General features: G+C 34.0%; 32 protein-coding genes and 1 pseudogene. 9 read left to right on the forward strand and 24 right to left on the reverse strand.

Annotated features, from left to right (window positions below; genetic code table 11):
• Positions 1-144: 144 nt before the first annotated feature.
• Positions 145-996 carry an ATP-binding protein gene (locus KQI49_RS05310; RefSeq protein WP_216487324.1) on the reverse strand — a complete coding sequence of 284 codons (852 nt, stop codon included), beginning with the start codon at positions 994-996 and terminating at the stop codon, positions 145-147.
• Positions 896-2,008, reverse strand: coding sequence for a hypothetical protein (locus KQI49_RS05315; RefSeq protein WP_216487325.1), 1,113 nt, complete (start codon positions 2,006-2,008; stop codon positions 896-898). Before KQI49_RS05315 ends, KQI49_RS05310 begins: the two co-directional genes overlap by 101 nt.
• Before the next feature lie 407 nt (positions 2,009-2,415).
• Between KQI49_RS05315 and KQI49_RS05320 the strand changes: the two genes are divergently transcribed.
• Positions 2,416-3,417: a replication-relaxation family protein gene (locus tag KQI49_RS05320; RefSeq protein ID WP_216487326.1), complete on the forward strand. Its 1,002-nt coding sequence runs from the start codon at positions 2,416-2,418 to the stop codon at positions 3,415-3,417.
• Between the two features lie 533 nt (positions 3,418-3,950).
• Here KQI49_RS05320 and KQI49_RS05325 read toward each other — a convergent pair.
• From KQI49_RS05325 to KQI49_RS05390, 14 genes are all read right to left on the reverse strand, one after another.
• Complete coding sequence (locus KQI49_RS05325; protein WP_216487327.1) at positions 3,951-4,187, reverse strand: glutaredoxin family protein; 237 nt, start codon at positions 4,185-4,187, stop codon at positions 3,951-3,953.
• A gap of 51 nt (positions 4,188-4,238) precedes the next feature.
• Complete coding sequence (locus tag KQI49_RS05330; RefSeq protein WP_088051593.1) at positions 4,239-4,625, reverse strand: DUF302 domain-containing protein; 387 nt, start codon at positions 4,623-4,625, stop codon at positions 4,239-4,241.
• Positions 4,626-4,655: 30 nt separating this feature from the next.
• Entirely contained in the window at positions 4,656-4,955 is a 300-nt protein-coding gene (locus KQI49_RS05335; RefSeq protein WP_088051594.1) for a rhodanese-like domain-containing protein, read from the reverse strand.
• Positions 4,956-4,970: 15 nt separating this feature from the next.
• Positions 4,971-5,330: a rhodanese-like domain-containing protein gene (locus KQI49_RS05340; protein ID WP_088051595.1), complete on the reverse strand. Its 360-nt coding sequence runs from the start codon at positions 5,328-5,330 to the stop codon at positions 4,971-4,973.
• A gap of 177 nt (positions 5,331-5,507) precedes the next feature.
• Complete coding sequence (locus tag KQI49_RS05345; protein ID WP_088051596.1) at positions 5,508-5,768, reverse strand: metal-sensitive transcriptional regulator; 261 nt, start codon at positions 5,766-5,768, stop codon at positions 5,508-5,510.
• 564 nt (positions 5,769-6,332) lie between these two features.
• Complete coding sequence (locus KQI49_RS05350; RefSeq protein ID WP_088051598.1) at positions 6,333-8,027, reverse strand: FAD-dependent oxidoreductase; 1,695 nt, start codon at positions 8,025-8,027, stop codon at positions 6,333-6,335.
• 11 nt (positions 8,028-8,038) lie between these two features.
• Positions 8,039-8,335: a rhodanese-like domain-containing protein gene (locus tag KQI49_RS05355; RefSeq protein WP_216487328.1), complete on the reverse strand. Its 297-nt coding sequence runs from the start codon at positions 8,333-8,335 to the stop codon at positions 8,039-8,041.
• Between the two features lie 58 nt (positions 8,336-8,393).
• Positions 8,394-9,173 carry a sulfite exporter TauE/SafE family protein gene (locus KQI49_RS05360; protein ID WP_216487329.1) on the reverse strand — a complete coding sequence of 260 codons (780 nt, stop codon included), beginning with the start codon at positions 9,171-9,173 and terminating at the stop codon, positions 8,394-8,396.
• Between the two features lie 63 nt (positions 9,174-9,236).
• Positions 9,237-9,464, reverse strand: coding sequence for a sulfurtransferase TusA family protein (locus tag KQI49_RS05365; RefSeq protein WP_216487330.1), 228 nt, complete (start codon positions 9,462-9,464; stop codon positions 9,237-9,239).
• 35 nt (positions 9,465-9,499) lie between these two features.
• On the reverse strand, positions 9,500-10,627 hold the full coding sequence (locus tag KQI49_RS05370; protein ID WP_216487331.1) for an MBL fold metallo-hydrolase: 1,128 nt from the start codon (positions 10,625-10,627) through the stop codon (positions 9,500-9,502).
• Between the two features lie 83 nt (positions 10,628-10,710).
• Positions 10,711-11,106, reverse strand: coding sequence for a DsrE/DsrF/DrsH-like family protein (locus KQI49_RS05375; protein ID WP_147669147.1), 396 nt, complete (start codon positions 11,104-11,106; stop codon positions 10,711-10,713).
• A gap of 12 nt (positions 11,107-11,118) precedes the next feature.
• Complete coding sequence (locus tag KQI49_RS05380; RefSeq protein ID WP_216487332.1) at positions 11,119-11,670, reverse strand: sulfurtransferase TusA family protein; 552 nt, start codon at positions 11,668-11,670, stop codon at positions 11,119-11,121.
• 371 nt (positions 11,671-12,041) lie between these two features.
• Entirely contained in the window at positions 12,042-12,191 is a 150-nt protein-coding gene (locus tag KQI49_RS05385) for a hypothetical protein (protein ID WP_216487333.1), read from the reverse strand.
• A gap of 68 nt (positions 12,192-12,259) precedes the next feature.
• Positions 12,260-12,817 (reverse strand): cupin domain-containing protein, encoded by a 558-nt coding sequence (locus KQI49_RS05390; protein WP_216487334.1) that lies wholly within the window; start codon positions 12,815-12,817, stop codon positions 12,260-12,262.
• 245 nt (positions 12,818-13,062) lie between these two features.
• Here KQI49_RS05390 and KQI49_RS18530 point away from each other — a divergent pair.
• The 4 genes and pseudogenes from KQI49_RS18530 to KQI49_RS05405 all read left to right on the forward strand — a co-directional run.
• Positions 13,063-13,335, forward strand: a pseudogene (locus KQI49_RS18530) (ferritin-like domain-containing protein); the annotation flags it as partial.
• Between the two features lie 313 nt (positions 13,336-13,648).
• Complete coding sequence (locus tag KQI49_RS05395) at positions 13,649-15,448, forward strand: MMPL family transporter (RefSeq protein ID WP_216487335.1); 1,800 nt, start codon at positions 13,649-13,651, stop codon at positions 15,446-15,448.
• Positions 15,441-16,832, forward strand: a complete 1,392-nt coding sequence (locus tag KQI49_RS05400) for an efflux RND transporter permease subunit (RefSeq protein ID WP_253286677.1) — start codon at positions 15,441-15,443, stop codon at positions 16,830-16,832. Before KQI49_RS05395 ends, KQI49_RS05400 begins: the two co-directional genes overlap by 8 nt.
• A 37-nt stretch (positions 16,833-16,869) precedes the next feature.
• Complete coding sequence (locus KQI49_RS05405; protein ID WP_216487336.1) at positions 16,870-17,430, forward strand: TetR/AcrR family transcriptional regulator; 561 nt, start codon at positions 16,870-16,872, stop codon at positions 17,428-17,430.
• Positions 17,431-17,849: 419 nt separating this feature from the next.
• On the opposite strand, the gene KQI49_RS05410 is transcribed toward KQI49_RS05405, so the two are convergent.
• From KQI49_RS05410 to KQI49_RS18535, 4 genes are all read right to left on the reverse strand, one after another.
• Positions 17,850-18,065, reverse strand: a complete 216-nt coding sequence (locus KQI49_RS05410) for a DUF7695 domain-containing protein (RefSeq protein WP_216487337.1) — start codon at positions 18,063-18,065, stop codon at positions 17,850-17,852.
• Positions 18,066-18,218: 153 nt separating this feature from the next.
• A complete protein-coding gene (locus KQI49_RS05415) occupies positions 18,219-18,503 on the reverse strand; it encodes a nucleotidyltransferase family protein (protein WP_216487338.1) in 285 nt (94 codons plus the stop codon).
• 62 nt (positions 18,504-18,565) lie between these two features.
• A complete protein-coding gene (locus KQI49_RS05420; protein ID WP_216487363.1) occupies positions 18,566-19,021 on the reverse strand; it encodes a hypothetical protein in 456 nt (151 codons plus the stop codon).
• A 133-nt stretch (positions 19,022-19,154) separates the two neighbouring features.
• A complete protein-coding gene (locus tag KQI49_RS18535; RefSeq protein WP_253286678.1) occupies positions 19,155-19,727 on the reverse strand; it encodes an HNH endonuclease in 573 nt (190 codons plus the stop codon).
• A 335-nt stretch (positions 19,728-20,062) separates the two neighbouring features.
• Here KQI49_RS18535 and KQI49_RS05430 point away from each other — a divergent pair, with 335 nt between their 5' ends.
• The 3 genes from KQI49_RS05430 to KQI49_RS05440 all read left to right on the forward strand — a co-directional run bounded on the left by KQI49_RS05430 (position 20,063) and on the right by KQI49_RS05440 (position 21,288).
• Positions 20,063-20,536 carry a hypothetical protein gene (locus tag KQI49_RS05430; RefSeq protein WP_216487339.1) on the forward strand — a complete coding sequence of 158 codons (474 nt, stop codon included), beginning with the start codon at positions 20,063-20,065 and terminating at the stop codon, positions 20,534-20,536.
• Positions 20,537-20,661: 125 nt separating this feature from the next.
• The gene (locus tag KQI49_RS05435) at positions 20,662-20,868 is read left to right on the forward strand and encodes a hypothetical protein (RefSeq protein ID WP_216487364.1); all 207 of its coding nucleotides are present in this window, start codon (positions 20,662-20,664) and stop codon (positions 20,866-20,868) included.
• Positions 20,869-21,072: 204 nt separating this feature from the next.
• Positions 21,073-21,288 (forward strand): hypothetical protein, encoded by a 216-nt coding sequence (locus tag KQI49_RS05440; protein ID WP_216487340.1) that lies wholly within the window; start codon positions 21,073-21,075, stop codon positions 21,286-21,288.
• A 186-nt stretch (positions 21,289-21,474) separates the two neighbouring features.
• Here the strand turns inward: KQI49_RS05440 and KQI49_RS05445 are convergent, their stop codons facing one another.
• From KQI49_RS05445 to KQI49_RS05455, 3 genes are read right to left on the reverse strand one after another with little or no spacing between them, the layout of a single operon-like run.
• Positions 21,475-21,897: a hypothetical protein gene (locus tag KQI49_RS05445; protein WP_216487341.1), complete on the reverse strand. Its 423-nt coding sequence runs from the start codon at positions 21,895-21,897 to the stop codon at positions 21,475-21,477.
• Between the two features lie 18 nt (positions 21,898-21,915).
• Positions 21,916-22,221: a hypothetical protein gene (locus tag KQI49_RS05450; RefSeq protein WP_216487342.1), complete on the reverse strand. Its 306-nt coding sequence runs from the start codon at positions 22,219-22,221 to the stop codon at positions 21,916-21,918.
• A gap of 17 nt (positions 22,222-22,238) precedes the next feature.
• A complete protein-coding gene (locus tag KQI49_RS05455; protein ID WP_216487343.1) occupies positions 22,239-22,529 on the reverse strand; it encodes a hypothetical protein in 291 nt (96 codons plus the stop codon).
• A gap of 127 nt (positions 22,530-22,656) precedes the next feature.
• Here KQI49_RS05455 and KQI49_RS05460 point away from each other — a divergent pair, with 127 nt between their 5' ends.
• Complete coding sequence (locus KQI49_RS05460) at positions 22,657-23,019, forward strand: helix-turn-helix domain-containing protein (RefSeq protein ID WP_216487344.1); 363 nt, start codon at positions 22,657-22,659, stop codon at positions 23,017-23,019.
• Between the two features lie 245 nt (positions 23,020-23,264).
• Here KQI49_RS05460 and KQI49_RS05465 read toward each other — a convergent pair.
• The coding region (locus KQI49_RS05465; protein WP_216487345.1) for a transposase at positions 23,265-23,684 on the reverse strand (420 nt) is incomplete at its 5' end.

Raw genomic sequence — 23,684 nt, forward strand, 5'->3', positions numbered from 1 at the left:
TGCAGCATACACTTACATCGCTGTCACTCCTCGAAATGGGGTTTTCCCTTTTTAGTTCTATATTCAATTCTATCTTTTGACTGTTACAATCATATTCTAACAATCTTTTTCTACATTTTAAGTGATTAAACACATTTATCCACTTCATTTAGAAAACATCTTTGCTATTTCTATATTTTCCCGTTTAGATATTATCTCTCTTACACTCTCTTCAGGCATAACAACTGGGAATGTCATCTTTTCAATACGACTCTTTATCCTCCCATCAGGATACTTATTTTGGAGTGACTGTATTGGCATATTAGATGTGATAATAGTTGGTCTTTTGTAACTCATTCGCTCATCTAAGATTTGTGTCAAAACCTCCTCTGACCAATCTGTTGTTTTTTCAACACCTAAATCATCCATTATTAACAATGGAACTTGCATAAATGATTCTATTAAATTATAAAAGTTTCTTTTAGGGTCTTTATTAGAAAATGAATGCTTCATCTCATTTAGCATATTTACTACCGAAATATAAATTGACTTGATCTTATACTCGATGATAAGTTCATTGACAATGGCAATTGATAAAAGTGTTTTTCCAGACCCTTTTGTATTACTGTAAAAATATAATCCTTTCCCCATGTCTTCCATCTCTAGATATTGTTCAACATAACCTGTGGCAATTTTCTTAGCATATTGCGCCACTCTTACACTATCCTTTATCTGATAGATTTTTGTAACGAAATCATTAATTCTCTTATCTAAATATTCATCTGGTATTCTAGCAGTTTTTATTTGATTCAATAGTTCCTTATATTCTCTACATTTACATATCATCATTACCTCAGATCCATCTTCTCTGATTGTATGAATTAGTCCAGAGCCGTCACATTCTCTATACATACAATCATCTGTCGCCTTCGTTAATCTCCCCGGCATCTTGTATAATGGCTGAACCGAATCGTTGGAAGTATTCATCTTGGGCAATATATCCTGTAGCTTGTTCATCCTCTAAAACCTCCTGTTCATTTTTATAAGCTTGATCAAAAATATAATTTGCAACATACCGAAATGATCGGATGTTATCTAACTTGTGTTTTGGCTTAAAGTTATCAAAGCAATCCTTTATCCAACCAATCACTTGAGGAGTCTCCCAGCTTTCATCTACAACATTCTTAATCGCTATTTTGTCATTAGATGATAACTGCTTGTTTTTACTGAGACTCAAGTAGGTTTTAATAATTAATTCAAATTGATTTGAATCATAAATATTAATGTCATCTTCAATCCATTCACTTGACGAAGAAGTCTCTGTATTAATTTTTGGAGTAATCTCTGTAGTAATCTCTGGTATTGCAGCGCAACCATTGTGCTTCGAATCTCTTTTTTCCACATTCGGAGAAACAGTTTGTTTACTCGAAGTATCATTTTCTTTCATTCGTAGTAACTGTTTGTAATCATCAATTGGATATCCTAAATTACTTAAATCTAAGATGACTTTCACTAAGTTCACACGATATTGTAATGTCTTATCCCACTTATACCGAGGATTATTTCGTCTTTTAATATAATTTTTCTCTACTATTTTACCCAAATACTTTCGAATCGTATTAGGCGACACACCGAGCATTACTTCCTCAGCCAACTCCTCGGCTTTTTTATAAATCCAACCGTGTTTAAAAGAATCTGCTAAATGATTGTCTAAGCGCTCTCTTTCTTCAAGCTTATATTTACCAGCATCTTTCATACGATCTATCCAGTAAATTAATTGACCTAAGATCACGGCTTCTTCCGTACTACCTGTTAATTCCACTAAGTCTTCTCTGATAACAGCCTTTTTTACTTTTTGCAATAGAATACTTTCCCCTCTCACTAAATATGTTTTCAAATATAATTCGAATTTTGTTTCCTGATTATCATCTCCTCGTCTACGTCTTCCAATTGGATTTTCAAATAAAAAAGAGAAAAACCCAAGACAGACGTAGCAAAATAGATACACGTAATTATGTGTATATTTCACTACTTCCTCATGGGTTTTTCCCTTGTTTGTTGAGAAAGTCGATCAATTTATTTATTTGACTATCATTATACAACGATGATTTTATTTTGCAAGTCTTTTTACTTTTGTTTTGTAAATAACCACTCACTATTGAATTTACTCCTTTTATTTTATAGGACTAGAAATATCAAAATTTGACAGTACACTATTTAAAGAACACTTTCCATTCACCATTAACCACCCAAATAATAAGGTTACTGATAAAAATTAGCAGCATTTAAGTTAATTATTCAGGAGAAGTATATTACTTACTGAAACAGCCTGCATGTAATCAACCTTTTATATAGCTGACAATAATAGTGAAAATTGAAATCCTGAAAGTGTTCTGACATGCAAATATCATTCACCCAAAAGGAAAGGAGAAAAAAATGCAAGATAAAATCATTTTAAAGAAAAATGCGAGACAACGATTAGAACTTACTAATACGGATTTAAAGTTATTAGCATTTTTAGAACAACAGCGGTTATTAACTTTGCAGCAATTCTATCAAGCTGCTAAACACTTATTCGAATTGGGGATTAAAGAATATAGTTTTAAAAATCGAATCAGAAAGTTTGAGGACTATCATCTAATTCGTTCAGAACATTATTCTAAGGGTTTTGAAGGGGAACGTTTTAAATTCTTGGCAATCGGAAGTAAGGCTGTTGATGTATTAATAGAAAACGGACTTCTAGACCAATCATACAACAAACCAAAAATATATAAATTTAATCAAAAGAAAAACTTGTTGCACTTTATTGCAACACAACAAGCAGCACTAAATATATTAATAACCTTTAATAAGAAAGCTATTAGAGACCCAAATACAAATAAAACAAAGTATCCAGTCATTTATAATCAAACTTCATTTTCCTATTCACCAGCAATGTATCCATATATCGAATGGGTAAGAAAACATAAGAACCTACATCGACAAAATAACGGAGCTTATCATGCGGAAATAGCAAAATATATGACTACGGGGAGTAAAGCGGGCAATAAAATAAACGGAACTACGATGACAATAGTAAAACCAGACTGGATTATTAAACTAAAAGGAAAACCGGAAGTAAGGGACGCTATAATAAATATTGAGATGGATATGGGAACGGAGCCTATCGAAACCCTAGCTCAAAAATTATTTAAATACGCAATCCTTGCTGAAAAGAATCCAGAAGTTCTTCATATCATGGATATTGTTATTGTCGATAACAGCTTATCAAATCGTTCTAGTTTTAGTGATGGAATTGGCAGAACAAAAAATATACTACAACGATTTAAGTCAGACTCAGCAGTTAAAAAGAGATTAAAAGAATCTGGATTAAAGCTTATTGTTCACCCTTTAAGAGTAAATGTAAATCAATTATATAAAACACTAAGTAAATACTGATTATTGCTTTTCACGCACAGTCATTCATTTGGAATGACTGATACATAAAACATCATTGGTAACCATTATTGGATACTATGAATAAAAGCTATCAGATCAACACTTTTCCTGCAGTTACACCTCTCACCTTTCTATCCACTTTTACTATTAGTTACGATTAATAGTAACCATTATCCAAAGTAATACACTCATTTGATAATCACTAACATCAAAATAGCCATTTAAATATGAATGGTAACCATTAATAGATACCAACCCAAACATTGACTGGCACTGTATTTCACTAACTTTATTGCACTATTACTCTGCATAGTATCTTTTATTGGTAACTATTAATAGTTACCATATATTATTTTATCTTTAATTAACCACTGTATTCAATTCTATGTTGTACATAAAAGTTACCCTTTGTAGAGGAATATTAAAGCTAGAATAATGCCTTTTTAATGATATAACTTTATTTTTATATCACAAAAAAACAGTAAAGAATGTTTATATCCTTACTGTCTTTACGTATTCGTATTAGTACGAGATCATTTAAGTAATATCTTTAACATTCTCTCCAGATCAAACCCGCTTATCCACTCTCCATTTATATTGGTTTGTGGAACCGTTAATCTTTTCGTTTTTCCTATCAATTTCATCCTTGCTATAGGATTCAAGTCTACAATTACTTCTTTATAAGTAATATCAAAGGATTCTAGAAAGCTTTTTACCATTCCGCAGACTGGGCAGAAGCTTGATGTATATACTGTGACAGTTTGATTCATTTGTTCATAACCTCTTTTATTAATTCAAAATCCCTATTGAATCTCACTTGATTACTTACTTTTATCAATACAGGCAATCAATCTTTCTTCAATGTCGGTTGCAATTTCCTGTAATTCTTCATCTTCTACCATTTGAATTAAAGCAGTTGGTTTAGGTAGCCCTATCTTAGTTTTCCCTTCATCATCCTCGTAAACAACGATTTTACATGGAAGGAAATATCCAATTAACTGATTCGTTGACAACACACGTTGCGCTTCTATAGGGTTACATACTTCTAAAACAGTAAATGGATGGTCTAGTTCATATCCCTTCTTTTGCAATGTTTCCTTAATGTCAAACTGCCACTGAACACCAAACTTTTCTTCCTTTAAATTTACTTCCAATGACTTAATGGCATCTTCTATAGATTTGTTTGTCTCTATTGTGTAATGAAACATCTTTTGATTTCACTCCTATCTACTTAGTTTTTATTCAATATTTCCATTCCAATTATTCATTCCACCGACCATATCTTCAACTTTGAAACCTAATGCCTCAAGTATTCCACAGGCAGCTTTACTTCGGTTCCCAGATTGACAAACAACCACGTAGGCCTTATCCTTGTCTAGTTCACCTTTTCGTAATGCAAGCTGACCTAAAGGAATATTGTTTGCACTTGGAATTTTGCCACTAGCTACTTCTCCATTTTCACGAACATCAATTATGAATACTTCTTCACTATTTTGAAGACGTTTAGCTACTTCTTCTGGTGCTATTTGTTTTGCCATCACTTGTCATCCTTTCTAATACCAAGCACTCATTCCACCTTTTACATTGTAAATATTTTCGAAACCTTGTTTTTTCAGCATATTTGCTGCTTTTGCACTTCTCATTCCGCTTTGACATATAACAACAACTTCTTTATCTTTTTCCAATTTGTCTACTTGGCTAGGCAAATTGGAAAGTGGGATATTTTTAAACGGTTTGCGATGATTTGCTTTATATTCACCCGGTGTACGGACATCTATAAATTGAACACTTTTATCCTTAAATTTATCTTTTGCTTCTTGAACAGTTATATTCGTAATGCCCTTTTTGGGAATAAAACGATTGATCACAAAGAGTGCGATCAAAATAATAAAAATCCATTGTATAATATCCACTCTACCTTCACCTTCTCTTTTCTCAATTATTATCTGATGTCATTTTACCTTCTGTTCTAATTATTTCATTTGATTACTTCCATTAGACTAGAGTCAACCATATACCCAATGGGGTATATTTTATTTAAAAAGAAAAAGGCTGTTAAATTTCCTTTAGTAAGAAAATTGTTAGAACCTTTATCTACTTTTCACTAATAAATTTACTGCTTCTTTTACAAGTTCTTTCGTATCTTCGCCATTTTCAATATTTTCTCGAACACATTGTTCTAAATTCATGCTTACAATTAATCCAATTGTACGATCAATACCAGTACGAGATGCTGATAATTGAGTAATTACTTCCCTACAATCTTTATTTTGCTCAATCATATTTAATACGCCTCTAATTTGACCTTCAATACGTTTTAAACGATTTATAACAGATTTATCATACTCCATCTATTATTCCTCCTTTTCCTCTACACGTACAACCTAAAATCTCAAAACTATTAACATGATAGCCTTTCCGTAATAAAAATCGCACCCCTAGATTAAGATCCAACCGATTACCGGCTATCACATGAAGGGGTTGGTTCGGGATCTCACTATAATATCTTCTCAAATAAGCATAAGGAATCTACATTGCCACATTCTTTAAAGTTCCTTTTTCGTTGTAATCTCTTAAATCTAATATAACGATATCCTTTTCGCCAATTCTATTCTTACAAGTTATTACCATAATCGGAAAATACCTTCTATATAATTCGTAACATAATAAAACAATAATTGCACTTAGCAAATATATAATCATAATTGATCACCTTTTAATAAGGATTACACAAACAATAATATACCCCATAAGGTATATTGTCAAGATTTCAATATTATTTTCTATTAGTCGCTTTTGCTTTCTTTAACAAAACTTATACATATCATGAGAATAGAAAATATATGGAGGATACACGAAATAATGTACCTCCGTTTCATTACTGTTAAATAATATTCTTCAGATTTTAAGTCAATCTATTTAAAATTATATTCAGTTACTATTCTTTCTCTACCAGTAACTAAATCATTAAAGTATTCATAAAGATTTACACCTAAATAAGACCCAGAAATGTTGTAAACATTCTCATATCCTAAATTTTGTAATGCCATTACCATATTATAACTTCTTTGACCTGAACGACAGTGAATGTATACAGGTTGATCTTTTGGAATTTCATCAAGTCTCTGTCTAAACTCACTTAAAGGAATATTAACTGCGTTTTTAAAATGACCTGCATTATATTCACCTTTTTCTCGTGCATCAATAATAAAAGCATTACTTTCTACTAGTTCTCGAACTTGGGAAACTTTTACTTCTTTGTATCTGCCTTGTAGTAGGTTTAGCCCTACTAAAGCGGCATGATTAACGACATCTTTAGCTGTTCCTAGCATTGGGGAGTAGGTCAATTCTAGATCTTTCAAATCTTCCAACGTTCCATTCATTGTAATCATGGTTGCAATAACATCAATTCGTTTATCTACATTTCCTTTACCAATTGCCTGCGCACCTAAAATTCGACCTGTTGGATATTCATAAACCAATTTAAAATGCAGCGGATTGCTGTCTGGCATGAGTCCCACTTTATCTCCCGGCATTAAGTAAACATAATCGTACATCATTCCTGCTTGCTCAGCTGTTCTTGCATTAAGTCCAGTAGATGCTGCATTGAGATCAAAGAGGTGGATGGATGATGATCCAATTACACCGATATTTCTATTTGGAATTCCATACATATGGTCTGCAGCCGCTCTGGCTTGTTTTTGGGCTGGCCCAGCTAGTGCTAGTCTTGTTTGTTTTTGTAACAAACGATGATACACTTCAATGGCATCCCCAACTGCATAAATATCTTTATCACTTGTTAAATAATTGGAGTCGACTTTAATAGCTCCTGTTTCTCCAATCTCAAGACCTGCCTCTTTAGCCAAGTTGGTTTCAGGTCTTACACCAATCGCTAATACCACTGCCTGCGCATCAATTTTCCTACCAGAGTTTGTTATAATATAACCATCAGATATTTGAGCTAATCCATCATCTAAAACAAGATTAACCCCATGATCCACCATTTCTTTATGAAGGATTTGAGCCATATCGTAATCAAATGGCGCCATGACTTGATTTGCAAACTCAACTAATGTTACATTATAGTCCGCAAGTTTAAGGTTTTCTGCAACCTCTACTCCAATAAAGCCACCACCGATGACCGCAATATCCTTTATACCTTTTTGCTTGATATATGAATTGATATTCTCAATATCGACTACGTTACGTACTGTAAAAACATTAGAATTGTCTATGCCTTCTAAATTTGGTCGAATAGGTGAAGCACCGGGAGAAAGCACCAATTTATCATAGTCCTCTTCGTATGTTTTGTCTGACATTAAATCTTTTACAGTGATTGTTTTCTTATCCCGATTAATTTGAATAACTTCCTGTTGTACCCTAGCTTGAATATTGTAGCGATTCTTAAAGATATCGGGAGACATTAAAACCAATTTTTCGCTATCTTCTACAATACCGCTTAAATGATAAGGTAACGAACAGTTCGAAAAGGATACGTGAGGACCTTTTTCAAACATAATAATCTCTGCACCTTCATCTAATCTTCTGACTCGTGCAGCGACAGAAGCTCCACCAGCAACTCCACCAACAATCAGTACTTTCTTTCCCATATTTAAGCCTCCTATTCTATTTCACCAACCCATGCTAACATTCCGCCAGTCATATTAGTAACATTGTATCCTTGATTGATTAAAAATTCACATGCTCTTGAACTTCTTCCACCAGAACGACAAACCATGTAATAATGTTTATTTTTATCGAGTTTTTCTAAAGAGTCTGGTATATCTCCCAAAGGAATATGTTTCGCTTCTGGAATTTTCCCCTCTGCAACTTCAACGTCTTCCCGAACATCAATAATATGAACCTTTTCTCCATTTTTTATTTTCTCTTGTAACTCTACTGCTGATATACTTTTCATCAGTCTGCATCTCCTTTATTATTGTCTATTTTCGTGTCTAGAAGGTTTGAAATATTATTTAAGTCAAAATATCTATCCAAATTTTAATAGCAGTACCCGCAATCAAAAGTGCTAATATCACTTGTAAAATTCGGGTATTCATTCTCTTTCCTACTTTTGCTCCAAGTGGTGCCACTAATAAACTTGCTACAATCATAATAGCAGCTGGCCAATAATCTACTTGTCCAGTAACAAGTTTACCAACACTTCCCCCGATAGAAGAAATGAACGTTACTGCTAAACTTGTTGCAATCGTCATGCGTGTTGGAATGTGCAAAACCGTAAGCATGATTGGTGCAAGTAAAAATCCTCCTGCCGCACCGACTATACCAGATGCTATTCCCACAATTAATGCTAATATTGCCGCTAGTGGCTTGTTGAAGGTAACATCATTTAATGGTACATCGTCCATTTGTTTCTTTGGTACAAACATCATTACAGCTGCAATCACAGCTAGAATACCATACACAACATTCACTGCTTGCTCGGATAAGAAAATCGATCCATAGCTACCAATTAGACTTCCTATCAGGATAGCTCCACCCATATAAATGATGAGCTGCTTGTTTAGGTATCCACCTTTTCGATATGCCCATACACCTGCAATCGAAGCAAACAGTACTTGTACTGCACTTATTCCAGAAACCTCATGGGACGAGAATGCTACTAGACCAAATAAAGGGGGAATATAAAGTAGCATTGGGTATTTAATAATGGAACCCCCAACACCTAACATACCGGATAAAAAAGAACCAATAAACCCAATCGCAAATACAACGATTATAAAAGTTAAATCCATTACTAAACCTTCCTTCTAATTTAGAAAAGCGAGTAGTTCATGCTACTCGCTATTTGGTTTTCTTTATCCTTTTTGAATATAGAAGTACAGAACATCCTCTTCTGTTTTTTGTTCTAATACGGTATGACCACCTGATTTGGTCCATGCTGGGATATCATTTAAAGCACCCTTATCTGTTAGAAGTACTTCAAGTACTTCACCAGAGTTAATCGTATACATTGCTTTTTTAGTTTTTACAATTGGCATAGGACATGCTAAGCCTTTTGCATCTAATGTTTTTGTAATGTTCATTTGATTTACCCCCATTTTTTATTTCTATTGATTAATTAGCGAACTGCACAACGGTTTGGACCGATTTCCATTTCTGTTTGTTCGTCATTATTAGGTGTGATTTTCCCCATATTTACCTGACGAATTTGTTCATACGCATTTGGCTGTGGTGGTAGGTTATCTGTAACAGTACGACGGAATTCCGCTTCATCCTCGATGTTTAATCCATGATTCTCTTTAAACAAATCACCTAATCTTCTAGCCACTGTACCATCTTCATTTAACTCATCAATAATCATGAAATGTGCAGGTAACACCACTAGGTCTTCAGCTAGTTCACGGTAACGGGAATATAATGTTTCTCGTAAGTCACCTACCCAATCTTCCGCAAGTCCTGCTAAATCGGGACGACCAATGGAGTCGATAAATAAAATATCACCTGTTAACAAGAACTGATTGTCGATAACAAATGAAGTAGAACCAATGGTATGACCCGGTGAATAAAGTGCATTTACATCAATTTGAGATGCACCAATTTTTACATTTAATCCTTCTGTAAGAGGCGTGTAATCAAACACTACCTCTGTCGCATCTTTTGGTGGTAGATAGTAAGTTGCTCCTGTATTTGCTGCAATATGACGTCCACCTGAAATATGATCTGCGTGTAGGTGTGTATCAAATACGTGCTTGATTTCTACTCCTTTTTCTTTCGCAAAGTTTGTGAATACGTCCGTGAAACGCACTGCATCAATAATAGCTGCTTCGCCTTCAGAAATTACCATATAAGATAAACAACCTTTTCCTAAACGAACAAATTGGTATAGCTCCCCACCATTTTCTAAATCAGAAACTTTAATTGGTTCTAGATAACTACTCCAAGATTTCATTCCACCTTCAAGATATGCAACTTCACGACCAGCTTCAGAAAGCATTTCTGCTACCATAACGGAAGATCCTTCTTTAGCACATACTACTAATACTTCCTTATCTGGTGGAAGTTTAGGCAAAATCTCTTCTACACCATCTAATAATTCAAAGTAAGGGATATTTAAATACTCGAATTTATGTCCTTCAATTTTCCAATCCTCAAATGCATCATGATTACGAACATCTAAAATAAATAATTCTTCGTTATCAATTACTTTTCGAGCAACTTCTGCTGCAGTCCATTTATTTACTGTCATTATTAAATTACCCCCATAGGTATATTTTTAATTATTTTTTTGCAGTGGAGAATTTCCCCACTGCATGAAGTTTGATCATCTAATTAGAAAGTTAATGTTGGTGATGCATCTTTTGCATATTCTAGGAATGTTACTGCTCCACCAACTTCAATACCATCAACGAAATCTTCTTTCGTAAGTCCCATAACATCCATTGTCATTTGACATGCTATAAATTTAACACCTAGTTCCTGTGCCATCTCAACTAGTTGTGGGATAGTAGGAACATTTGCCTTTTCAAACCCTTCGGCAAAATGTTCCTTTCCTGCTGGCATTTCTAAATCGTGCATTGCTTGTTTATGAATTAAGTTTAGTCCTTCAAAAGTGAAGAAGATTTGTACCTCTTTTTCTGAAGCTGCTGCTGCTGTTGCGATATTGAATACTTTGTATGCATCAAACATTCCACCGTTTGCTGCGATAATAGCTACTTTTTCTGACATAATAAATTCCTCCTAGATTTCTTTTGTTATTTTTCCGTTCCACTCATTCATACCCGGTAGAACGTTATAAACTTTTTTATAACCATTGTTTGCTAATAGTTGTGCTGCCAAATCAGAACGTTTCCCTGTACGGCAGATTACATAGATTTCTTCTTCTTTATCCAATTCTTCAAGGCGTGATTCTAATTCACCCATTGGAATGGACGTTGCACCTTGAATATGACCAAATGCATATTCTGCTGCTTCACGCACATCTAAAATTAAACCGTCACCTGATTCAATTTCATCAAGTGAAACAGTGTGTTCAAATGTTTTTTCCACTACTGGTTCATTAGAGCCTTTGCGAATGTAATGATAAAGAACATCGCCATCTTCCACTGTTCCTAAATATTGGTGGCCAACAGTACTTGCCCATGCTGCTAAATCAGCTTTGGACCCTTTGTCTGTAGCTTGAACCTCTAATACTTGACCATCTTCAAGATCCTTAATTGCTTTTTTTGTTTTCACAATTGGCATTGGACAAGCTAAGCCTTTTGCATCTAATTGGTAATTTGCTTGAATCATACATTTACCCCCTGTGGTATTATTTCCAATAAAAAAATATGCAAATTCGGAATTCATTATACCTATGTGGGTATAATATTTAGCAATAAAATAGTCGTTATTGATAACGACGTCTGCAGAATATCTTTTATAAATCTCCATTGATTTGGCTTGTTGAAAATCAATTACAAGAATAATAATATACCCCATAGGGTAAAACGTCAACCTTGTTATCTAAATTTTTATAGATGCCTATTGAAAAGTACTTAATTTAAATTATTATCCATTTTGATTTTTCTTTTAAACAAAATCAAAAAGGAGCTTCATCAAAATGATAAACTCCCTTTTACAATAGGAAAGCATTACATATTTTTACTCTGCTGAAGAAGTTTTTATTCTCCCGTACGTTCCCATTCTTCTACTGTTTCATATGCTCTTTCAGGAGAATAACCTTTTCCGACGAGAACTCCCATGAGAATAAATTCTTGAAAGATATGTGTAGCATTTATTCCTCTCTTAACGTCCTCTAATCCTTCTCTCACTATAAATCCTGTGTACTGTACCCATTCATCTGGTGTTCAAAATAAGTTGGATTGGACGAATTACCGCCTTATTCCGCAGCCACTGCATCTGCTTTCGTTTGATGAATCGTTCCAAATGGATGTTCTGGAGGCGCATAAATGGTATACAATTTTAATGGCTCATTTCCAGTGTTTGTTAAATTATGCCACTTACCAGCAGGAACCATGATAGCACAATCCTCAGAAACTCTTCTTTCATAGTTCAGATTATTTTCTGTGTCCCCCATTTGCACAAGTCCCCGACCTTCTTCAATACGTAAAAATTGATCTACATCTGGATGTACTTCCAAACCAATATCTTCCCCAACGCCAATACTCATCAATGTAACTTGTAAATGATTTCCGGTCCATATTGCCGTGCGAAAGGTACGGTTCCTTTCTGCAGCTTCCTCTATATTTATTACAAATGGCTGTTTCCCCTGATCTTTAAATCCCATATTTTCTGCTCTCTCTTCAATTTGCATTGGTTGATACAAACTCCCCATATTTGTTGCCTGTGGGTAACCCCAATATATTGGCTGTTGACGAATATAAGGCATTGGAACATTAACATAGTAACTCGGATACATATAAGGTGAATAAAACATTTTCTCACTCCTCCATTATTGTCATATGTATCCTATGTACCATGCTAAATAAATGTACTTTTGTATATTGAAGTTTATCTGCAGTTTTTTATATTATTCATTAAAGGGGCAAACAAAAATGATGGTTCCCTGTTTCCCTGTGTTGTAAATCGAACAACAACCCAACATAGAGCATAAGATAAATGAAATTTAGCTAGTAGGAGGAGAACTATTTGTATTACTCTAATCCATTTCGATAAATTGATAATTACGGTGCAACAGGAGCATTAAATGCCTCCACATTAACCTTGACTCAAATGCTGACATATGCCCTCCAAGACGAGTATCTGGCTCAAGCAAGATATAATAATATCTTGGAAACCTTTGGATATATTCGTCCATTTGCGCAAATAAGGAATGCTGAATTAAGACATATCAATGCACTATTACCCCTTTTTTATCGCTATCAGATTCCTCTACCTGAAGATATTTCGTACACATTCATTACTACTCCGGAAAACATTAAAGCAGCATACGCTACGAAATATTTTACGTCTTTGAAACACTACGTAACCTTTGAAGACTCCATCGCAACAGAGGAACTACTTCCCATTGCAAGGGCGAAACTATAAAATTCCCACAAAAAGTGTAACACCTTTCAAAATTGAAAAAATCAGTAACAATTATAAATTCTTCACATTAAATTTATTTACAACTTATAATTTTATTGTTACTATGTATGTTAGTGATAACTTACATATATGAATTTATTCGCCTGTGATTTTAGAGTAGTCTATTTATATTGTAGGTTATTGCTAACACTCATATTGACAGACAGGAGGAAGTACATGGATGGATATTTTAAAAAGGCTTGCTAAATTACTAACAAATTTTCCAATGAAATCAATATTTATTTCGCTAATCATTGTGGTCTTATTAGTTTTTGGAGTAAGAAATGTATTTATGGCCACAGGAAACGATACGCTAGTTGAGAGTAATACAGATGTATATCAAGATAATTTAATGTTAGAGGATGAATTTGGTGGGGAGTCTATTATTGTTTTATATGAATCTGAAAATTTACTTACTCCCGAAACTTTAGCACATATGAAAGGCTTAGATTCTGCTTTGCAATCGAGTGATTCGATTTACAGTATGATAAGCCCTGTCACTCTAGTCGAAGAGATTGCGAGTAAACAATCGGAAACGTTTCAAGAAGGCATTTCAGACATCATTGACGGGTTAGATGAAATGGGAAGTCAACTTTCTGAAATTGGTTTGAAACTAAAAGAAAACATCGAGGACAATTCGGAAATGGAATTCCCTCAATTGGGGAATTTGCAGCTACCTGAGTTGGAAGAACCGGAATTACCCGAACTTGATACAACTCAGTTTTCTGAATTAGAACTCCCTGAATTTGGTAAGATGCAAGTCCCTGATATGGAAGGACAAATGACCGACTTAAATAAAGCATTCTCCAACATGATCGAAGCTCAAGAAAATTTAGGAGAAGGTACAGAGAATCTTGTAGGTGGGTATATCGAGTTTAGTGAACAGTTAAATGGTTTGGGACAGGGACTTAACGAACTAACAGGGCCAATGGAAGATTCCCCTCAAAAGGTGCAGTTACAAGATATTAGCGGGAGATTAATTGGCCTATCTGAGAAAATGTTACAGGCTTCTGAAGGTTCTGGTCAGCTTCCTACCATTCCTGACCAAACAATTGATGGTTTAAATAATATACAACAAAACCTAAACAAACAGTTACAAGAACAAAAAAAACAGTTAGAGAAACAGGAAGAAGTGCAGATACAAAAACAACAAGAACAGACGATGCAGGAAATGCAGGAACAACAAGAAGCTCAACAAGAAGAAATAATACTGGAAATGCAGAAACAAAAGGAAGCCCAACAAGAAAAAATAAAAACACAAATGGAAGTTCAGAAGTCTGAAAAGGAAAAAGAGATGCAAGAAATTCAAGAAGAAATGCAGGCAAGTCAGAAAAAACAGATTGATAAACTAGATACACTTGGAGAAGGCTTATCTACAATGGGTGAAAAATTACAAACGATAAGTGAAAACATGGGGACCATTTATGGATACTCAGACATTATGACTTCTGGATTGCCTAAGAAACAAGCCACACTGGATAATATGATTTATGATGATGATGGCAACCTTCACATGATGTTTGAAGAAGTTATTGTGGATGAAAGCCATATGCTCATGATGATCAAACTTAAAGGTGGCACAGAGGATACAGAAAAAAGTGAAGTAATTGAGACAATCAACAGCTATTTAGATACTGAACCAACTGATTCCGTAGATACACTTGTTTCAGGCAAGCCTGTGCTTGATAATGCTATCAAATCATCCATGAAGGAAAGTATCCAAAAAATGATGGGACTAGCACTACTGATAATGATTTTTGTTTTATTCATTGTTTTTAAGGTTCGTTGGCGTTTATTACCATTGCTTACTGTTCTTATTGCTGTTATTGGAACGGTAGGATTAATGGGCTGGCTGCAGATACCAATTACTATGGTATCAATGGCTGTTTTCCCCATTTTAATTGGTCTAGGTATCGATTATGCTATCCAGTTCCAAAACCGTTATGAAGAGGAATTTGCTAAGGAGGATTCGAATGAATAACGATAAAAATAGAGCGAAGAACAGTTTAACTAAAACAATTACAAAGATGGTTCCAGCAGTTTTTACTGCATTGGTTGCAACAGGGCTTGGTTTTTTTGCACTATATACTTCCCCTGTACCAATGATACAAGAATTCGGCAAAATGTTAACCATTGGATTAGTTATCAGTTTTATTCTTGGGATATTTCTTTTAATTCCTATATTCTTTGTTCGTGATCATTTCTTCAATAATGTGAAAAGGAAAAAGCCGGAACAAGAAAAAGAAATAAAATCATCAAAAATGGATAACGTTCTTGATTGGATTACGAAGAAAACAATCACCTTTCGTTGGGTGATTATCGCATTCGCAATTCTCACAGCAGCTCTTGGTATTTGGTTGGATGTTGATGCCGATGCGGAGACGGATGTGGAAGCCTTCATGCCACAAGATACGCAGGAACTAAAGGACATTCATCAATTACGTGATATTATCGGGACAACAGATCAAGTATCAATAGTCTATGAGGCAGACGATATTGTATCAGATCCAGTAATTACATGGGTAGATAATCAAACAGAAACCATTGGTAAGGAATTTCCTAATGTTGTTGTTGACACAAAGTCAGTAACAAACATTGTAAAACAAATGAATGGTGATGAGTTGCCTAGTGGCGAGGAATTTAGTGAGCAAATTGCTGACATTCCTGAAGATCAGTTAAAACTCTTCTTAAATGAATCACAAACAAAGGGAGTTATTACAGTTGGAATTAAACATTTAGAAGCAGATGATTTAAAAGCATTCATTGATGATTTGGGTATTTATATAGAAAAGAGTAATTTAGAAATGATTGAAACGACAATTACAGGTAAAGCTGTTTTAGATGTGGAAATGATTCAAGGGTTAACGACTGGGAGATATCAAATGACGTTACTAGGAATGGGGCTTGTTTTCCTTAGTTTACTTATTTTTTATCGTCATCCAATCAAAGCACTTATTCCATTACTACCAATTATATTCATTATCGGATGGTCTGGTTTGGTGATGTATTATTTTAATATAAGTTACACTCCCCTAACTGCAACATTAGGAGCATTAATTATAGGTATTGGTACAGAATTCACCGTACTCGTGATGGAGAGATTTTATGAAGAGAGAAAGAAAGGTCGTCAACGTTTAGATGCCATTATAACGACAAATAAAAATATAGGTAAAGCTATTTTTGCGTCTGCTTTAACAACCATTGGAGGTTTTAGCGCATTACTTGCATCTGATTTTGTAATTTTAAACAATTTCGGGATGATGACACTCATAAATATTTCATTTGCGTTATTTTCTACGATATTTGTAATGCCACCAATCATGATTATTTTAGACAAATTTGTTAAAATAAAGCATACACAATAAATTTTTAAGACTAAAAATATAATGTAGGTGATGTGAGTTGCGGGATGTAACAGAACGAATATTTAAAGGGGCTATTTCCGTCTTTATCAAAAAGGGATTGCAAGCAACAACGCAGGAAGTTGCAAATGAAGCAGGTGTTGCAGAAGTAACATTATATCGAAAGTTTTCTACAAAAGAAAATCTATTTATCACAGCGATTAAAAATGTATTGGAGAAAAAATTCCAATCACATATTTTAGAATTAGCAAAAGAGAAAGAAACGGAAATATTCATAGCAAATATTATAGAAGACAGATTAGAAATATTATCGAAAAATTACGAGCTAGTAAAAATGCTTTTATCTGAAAGTTTGAAAGGAAATTTAGTAAACGAAATAAATTTACCAGAAATTATTTTTTCTGGTTTAAAAAAAGGATTAGAATACCATTTTAAACTTAAAAATCAGACAGTTGATATAGACTTTTGTGCGCGACAATTGGGGGGGATATTTTTGAGCTATGTTGTTTTACCTAACGAACAACGATTTAATAAGCGAACAGCACAAGAGAAAAAAGATATTTCAATAAAACATGCAAAATCAGTGCTTGCAACTATATAAAAGGCTTAATAGCAGAATCCTTAAATTAAGGTGGGGAAAGAGAGTCCCTAAGTTCCGTTAACGTAAAGTAAATCAGAAATAACAGTATAATTAACAAGGGGGACAGCAGGCGTTGTAACGTCTGCTTTTTTATTGAATAAAGGCTACTTTTATTTTTACCATAAATCTAACTTTCAATTTCAATAACCACATATACAAGTGACGAATTCAGTTATCATTACTATAATTTTTCTAGGCTTCATACCTACAAGTGAGTATTTCTACATACCCCACTTATAACTATGAACGACTACATAGATCAAAACTAGCAACCGCTTGATTTAACTTAGTTTTCCCATCTTATAATTGCTTTTCCCAGATGACTATTCTATACTGATAACATTTCCAAAGGGTGTCCGTAAATTTTCCAAAATCTATCTTCAATCATCCTCGTAAACTGAATAACTAAAATCAATAAAATCCTCTAGTTTTGCATTTCCATATTGATTCATCCCCCAGCCGTACCGCTGGTAATCCTTCCCTCCGTCTAGAAATATAGCCCCACATTTACATCTTTTAAAATCATAACTGTCTTTTGATTCGATAATATCGTCGCACTTTTTACAACGAACCCTGTTTATTATTACCCTTTTCACTTAGTACCGTTCCTTTCCAACTATTGTGTGCGTTCGACTGGTCATTTAAATAACAATAAAGTTTGGGGATACAAAACGTATAAAAAGTTGTATATGATTTTGAATCTATCAATTTTTAAGCATTATGATATATTTTGTGATTAATGCATCATTTTATAGTTTAACGGCTTCAGCTAATACATCTTGCTTAATACTCCAATGAATGGAATTTTCTGTGACGACATCAACTTTTACACCCAGCATATCTTCAACTTCATGTTTAAAATGAATCAAATCAAACAAACTTCTGCCTTTTTCAATTTCAACAAGTAAGTCAAGGTCGCTTTTGGGTCCATCCTCAGATTTTGCTACCGAACCAAATACTCGTACATTTCCAATGCCATGCTTATTTCCAATATTTAATATTAAATCACGCTTTTCTTTAAGAACATCACACAACACGGTACATCCCTCAGATCCGTATTTTATCTTCTAATGAGAATTCAGTAGTGTAATGATCACTAATTATCCTTTTGTTGATCATCAACTATCCTTTGCAAGAATGCTTCCCACTCTTTATCTTCTAAGTAGAAAAAGTCCAAATAAGAGGATTCGGTTTCTTCTCCAAATTGCTCTTTCTCTATCATCATTCTTTGACCATATCCTTCGTTTTGCGAAGAATAAATATGTTGCAAGTTAGAGATTAATTGATTAAATCGCACATCAGTTTGTTGTTCCCAAATCGCTTGTAAGAGTGACATAATTCTATTTATTCGTTCCTTCTCCCGCATTTCCCCACCACTATTCTCTCCGGTATTTATTCTTTCAATTGTACCATCGTAATGTTCTTTAACCCATCCCCGTTCCGTTCTATATACAATAGCAGTCTTATTGGCTTTAGCATCAATCCTTGCGCGTTCACCTGTCATCTTAGCCCACTTATCCACCCATTCGAACTTTCTCTTATTTTCTGTCATAAAATAACTCTATCCCTTCCTACTTTAATCTTAAAGTATCTATGTAATATCTTATTTCAATATCGACTTTCCTTTTTTGGAAAACAAGCAGAAAGTTTATTATTTAACGTTTTAACACACTAAATTAAATCGTTTAACCTTGTTCAATCAATTTCACTTTATATATATATTCCCCATACCCAATATCACCCTTATATAGATTACACTCGATACAAGCACAAACACAGTTAAAAGGTGTACTTGCTCCGCCTTGTGATTTAGGAACTTTGTGATCAATTGTATCGCCGTAACAACCGCAGTAATGGCAAGTATAACCATCTCGTTCGAATATAAATTCCCTTAATGACTTCCAATTGAAGAAATTGTGAATTAATGTACTATGTACTATACCTGCCGCTCCTTCTTCCACTAGCTTCTTTGCTCTATCATAGCTTATTATATCTTCATATCGAAAACCACTTGCACTACGGCCACGAATAACAACTTCTTTGAAAGGGTCTAACGAGGACGTATCGAAATTATATTCTTGTCGTGGACCTAGTATTCTCTCATGCCTACGACCTTTGCAATCCCTGCAAAATGATTTTCGCTTTGTTGAATTAGCCTTTCTCCCACCCGTAGTTTGAAATTCCTTTATATATTTACTTTCCCCGCAAATTTTACATTCCTTATAGATTCTACAAGCATCACCGACACTAACACTCAATCTAACCGCCTCCAAGAACGAAACTATCACTGTCTCAATTATTCCTTAACCCTTGTTCAAAACTAGCAACTTTTAGGGTGGTTAATTAATTTTTAACACGTTTTAACAAACCATTCAAACCGCTATACCAAGATTAGCAATTTCTTATGTCTTTAAATTAACCATTTATGAGCATTAGCTGACCTGTCATGACTGCAAACTGACCTGATAAGGAAATAGTGTATAAATCTGATAAGTTAGCAGTTATAATAGCATTAACAAATAAAGTAAAAGCCATATGACACACACTGAATATGAGCATAAGGATGGAATCAATTGTTTAGGGAGGAATATAAATGGGATCATTCTATATTTTAGGTATTGTAAATAAATTTGAAGCAAAATCTACTAGCCCACTTAACCAAGCCCATTGGGAACAATATTTAAATGAAAGACTCGACTTAAAGCAATATACTACAACTTTGGCTGACTATACTTTAAAAGGGGAATTAAAAAAAGAAGTCTTTAAAGAAAATATTGAGGACTTTTATAAAAAACTTATTGAGATTTCTGGAGAAGATAAAATAGCCATTTACTTCGAGGATTCTAAAACAGACATAGATAATTATCAGAATAGGACTACAGGTTTGACTTTTAAGTACCATGATACACAGATAACCATAACAGCTGAAATGGCAATTTTATTTATCGAAGGCAAAGTATTTGTTGAAGAATTTAGTTATGAACCGAAAATCATTAATTGGTTATTCCGACATATCGATATTTCAAATCCACTCGCAGGTTGTGTTATGAGTGATGTCCTTAGCTAATAGGAATGAATAGCTAAAGTATTTATAACACTCATCACTGTAATTTCCTAATCCATACATAGTTGTGGGCAACGAGATAATGAATAATTTCTGAAATAATTTAATTCAAAGCAGGGTGAACTATAGTGGATTTCTTTAAACTTGCTTTTCTCATTAACGCAATGGCAATCAGCCTTAATGTTGCGGGAACATATATGGTTATAGTAAATCTTCTCTTTAATCAACCTATATATCCCGGTCTGATTGTTAGTCTAGTCATTGGCTATGGGGTAATGATTAAATACAACTTTATTTTCCATGAATTATGGGATAAATGGTTTAGAAATAGGTAGTAATAAGCAAGTGTATAAATATTTAAACGAAAAATTGTATGTTATTTCCGATGAAGGTCATCAGTCTGGGTTATTTGGGGTTAATAGTAAAAATATTGATGAGGTAATGGAGAGATTTGATTTCAATCAAGGGCTTTTCTATTAGAACGGACAGATAATTAAAATGGCAATGTCCAGACTGCCATCAAGAACGGGGCGAAAGTAATGAAAAGACACGTTGTAATTGGTTTTGATGCAAGGGATCATATTGCAATCGGCAAAGTATTTGAGGATTTTGGCGACGCAAATAGATATCTTATTTATTTAAACACCCAGAGGAATGGAGAAATGATAGGAAAAGAAAATCGTCTTCTCGAATACGCAGAAATATTCGAGATGGATTATATCCCTTTTAGAAAATCACCGGAGAGTAATGATTAGTATTTACTTTATTAATTCCTTAATAATTCCCAATGTAACTATCATACAAGAAGCATTCACAATGGTCTTTTTACACAAAATCCGTACTCATATGATGTAAAGATTAATTTAATGAAACAATAATAGTTACACAGGCCACATCGAATCAAAAAGATGTTCCCATTGGAAACTCCTTAATAATCATAATCAATACTTTACAGAGTATTTACTATTATGTTCATGCTTTTTGATCCATCTTTTGTATCTGTCCATATTAGATAATGTTAAACTAAAACGCTGGGCAGTGTTACGAGTTCGAAATTCATCCCAATGCCTAGTAATACATTCAAAAACCTCATCCATTCGGATACTTTTATATTTATTAGTAGAGGCAACATAGTAACACGCAAAAAGGAATGACAAATCTGCTAAGGGCATTGTTCCTTTTTTCACTTCCACCATTATACTTTGAGGAACTGCATAATACCCATATTGATGAATCAATCTTCTTGGAACTTCTTTACCATCATCAATCATGTAACGAATGACATATTCACCGCGGTTAGCGCTAACTTCCTCATCTTCAAATAAAGCTCTTGGTATTTCAATTATACTTGCACTTTTAACCATTATTCTCTCAAAAGCCCCTTAGTCAAATTTAATCGTTATTCGGTTTGCCTTGTTATAAACTGAATTTGCCCTATCTATTGATTTAAGTTTATCTTTTTCAATTTGTTCTACTTCATAATCGTGTGCTTCACGCATATTTTCCAATGTTGCTCCAATTGATTGGGTGATATAACCTTTCGCACCCAAAAGAGCCATTATTTCATCAAATAATTCAGTCGCAAATCCTTCATGTGCTTGATCCAACATAGCCTTTTCGTCATTAGTTTTTACAGCTGTTACAATATCCACAACCAATTTTCCTCTGTAGAGATTCATGGATGACATAATTCTCAACATCTCCTTTATTTTTTAGGCATTAATAATGTATCAACAAAAAATGAAAATGCATCTTTAAATGCCACACGATAAGTCAACTTACTTTGCTGGAATACTTGTTGAAATATATTTGATTTAAGATCTTCAATAAGATTATTCTTTGCCTCTTCATCAAGATCTTTAATGCTTGAGGATAGCTTCTGTTCCAGATCCTGATAAATGCTCTCCATAAACATCTCGTATTCTTCACTGGTGATGATATTTTCCAAACGACTTTCGATTAGTTGATTTACCAACTTTGGGAAACCATCAATCATCTAAACATCTCCTTTTATTCACTATATGAATATATTTATATTATGAATATAACATAATATCTATTGATTGTAAAACCAGAAAATAATACGATTAAGTAAATAGAGTAATGAGAAGGGAAATTAATTAATGGACGATTTACAGGCTGGAAAGTTGATACGTAGGTTAAGAAGGGGAAGTAAATTAACAATGGTTAATTTTGCAAAGCAAATTGGTCTTTCTCAACCTTCTTTATCACGAATAGAAAGTGGTAACCAAGAGATCACTTTCTCCTTATTAGAAAAAATATGTAAGGCACTTAATATATCAATGGGTGATTTTCTTTATGCACTTGAAGGAGAAAGCAAACTACAAAACATTGAATTAAGTGAAGAAGATGATGTGAATACAGAAGAGGAACTTGATGCGGTATTAAATAAGATGGTTTCATCGTTATCGTTTGAGCAGAAGAAAGGGTTATACACGCTGTTACTGCCATATACTAAGGACTAGGGAGAACAAATATTTATATTAGAGTTGTAGTAGGAAGATTTACACTTTAATTTAGTGTATCAAGCATGATTTGGTTGCTATATAATAGTCTGGTGACTATAATAAATATGTCTATTAATGCTACAAGATCGATTAACGCTACGAATATTTCTGGTGTTAGTACAATTTGTAGGTCTAGAAAACGGAAGTGTCATAAAAAGGCACTTCCGTTTTGGGCTTGTCAAATAAAGTGTGTAAGTTCTAATTTATTCAAGATATTTTAACACCCTATCTTTTAGATCATCATGGATTAAAAGTTGGTTCATAACCATCGCCCAGTTTGGTATACGACCATTTTCCCATTTGATTTCTAGTTCTTTGATTCGTAAAAATAATACTTTTAATAGAGCGTTCTCATTTGGGAACGCTCCTTTTTTGGTCACTTTTCTGAAGCTGGAATGAATGCTTTCTACGGCGTTCGTTGTGTACATTACTTTACGTATGGCACTTCCATAATCAAAAAGTTGTTCAACATGTTGGAAGTTTCGTGTCCACACGTCAATCGCTCCCGGATAGGCGCGCCATTGTTGTTTGAACGATTCGAAAGCATTAAGGCAAGCCTTGAGGCTGGGTGCACTGTAAACTTTCCTTAGGGCTTTGGTGAATGCTTTATAATCTTTACTAGG

The organism is Virgibacillus sp. MSJ-26 (assembly GCF_018918075.1).
GTDB lineage: Bacteria > Bacillota > Bacilli > Bacillales > Amphibacillaceae > MSJ-26.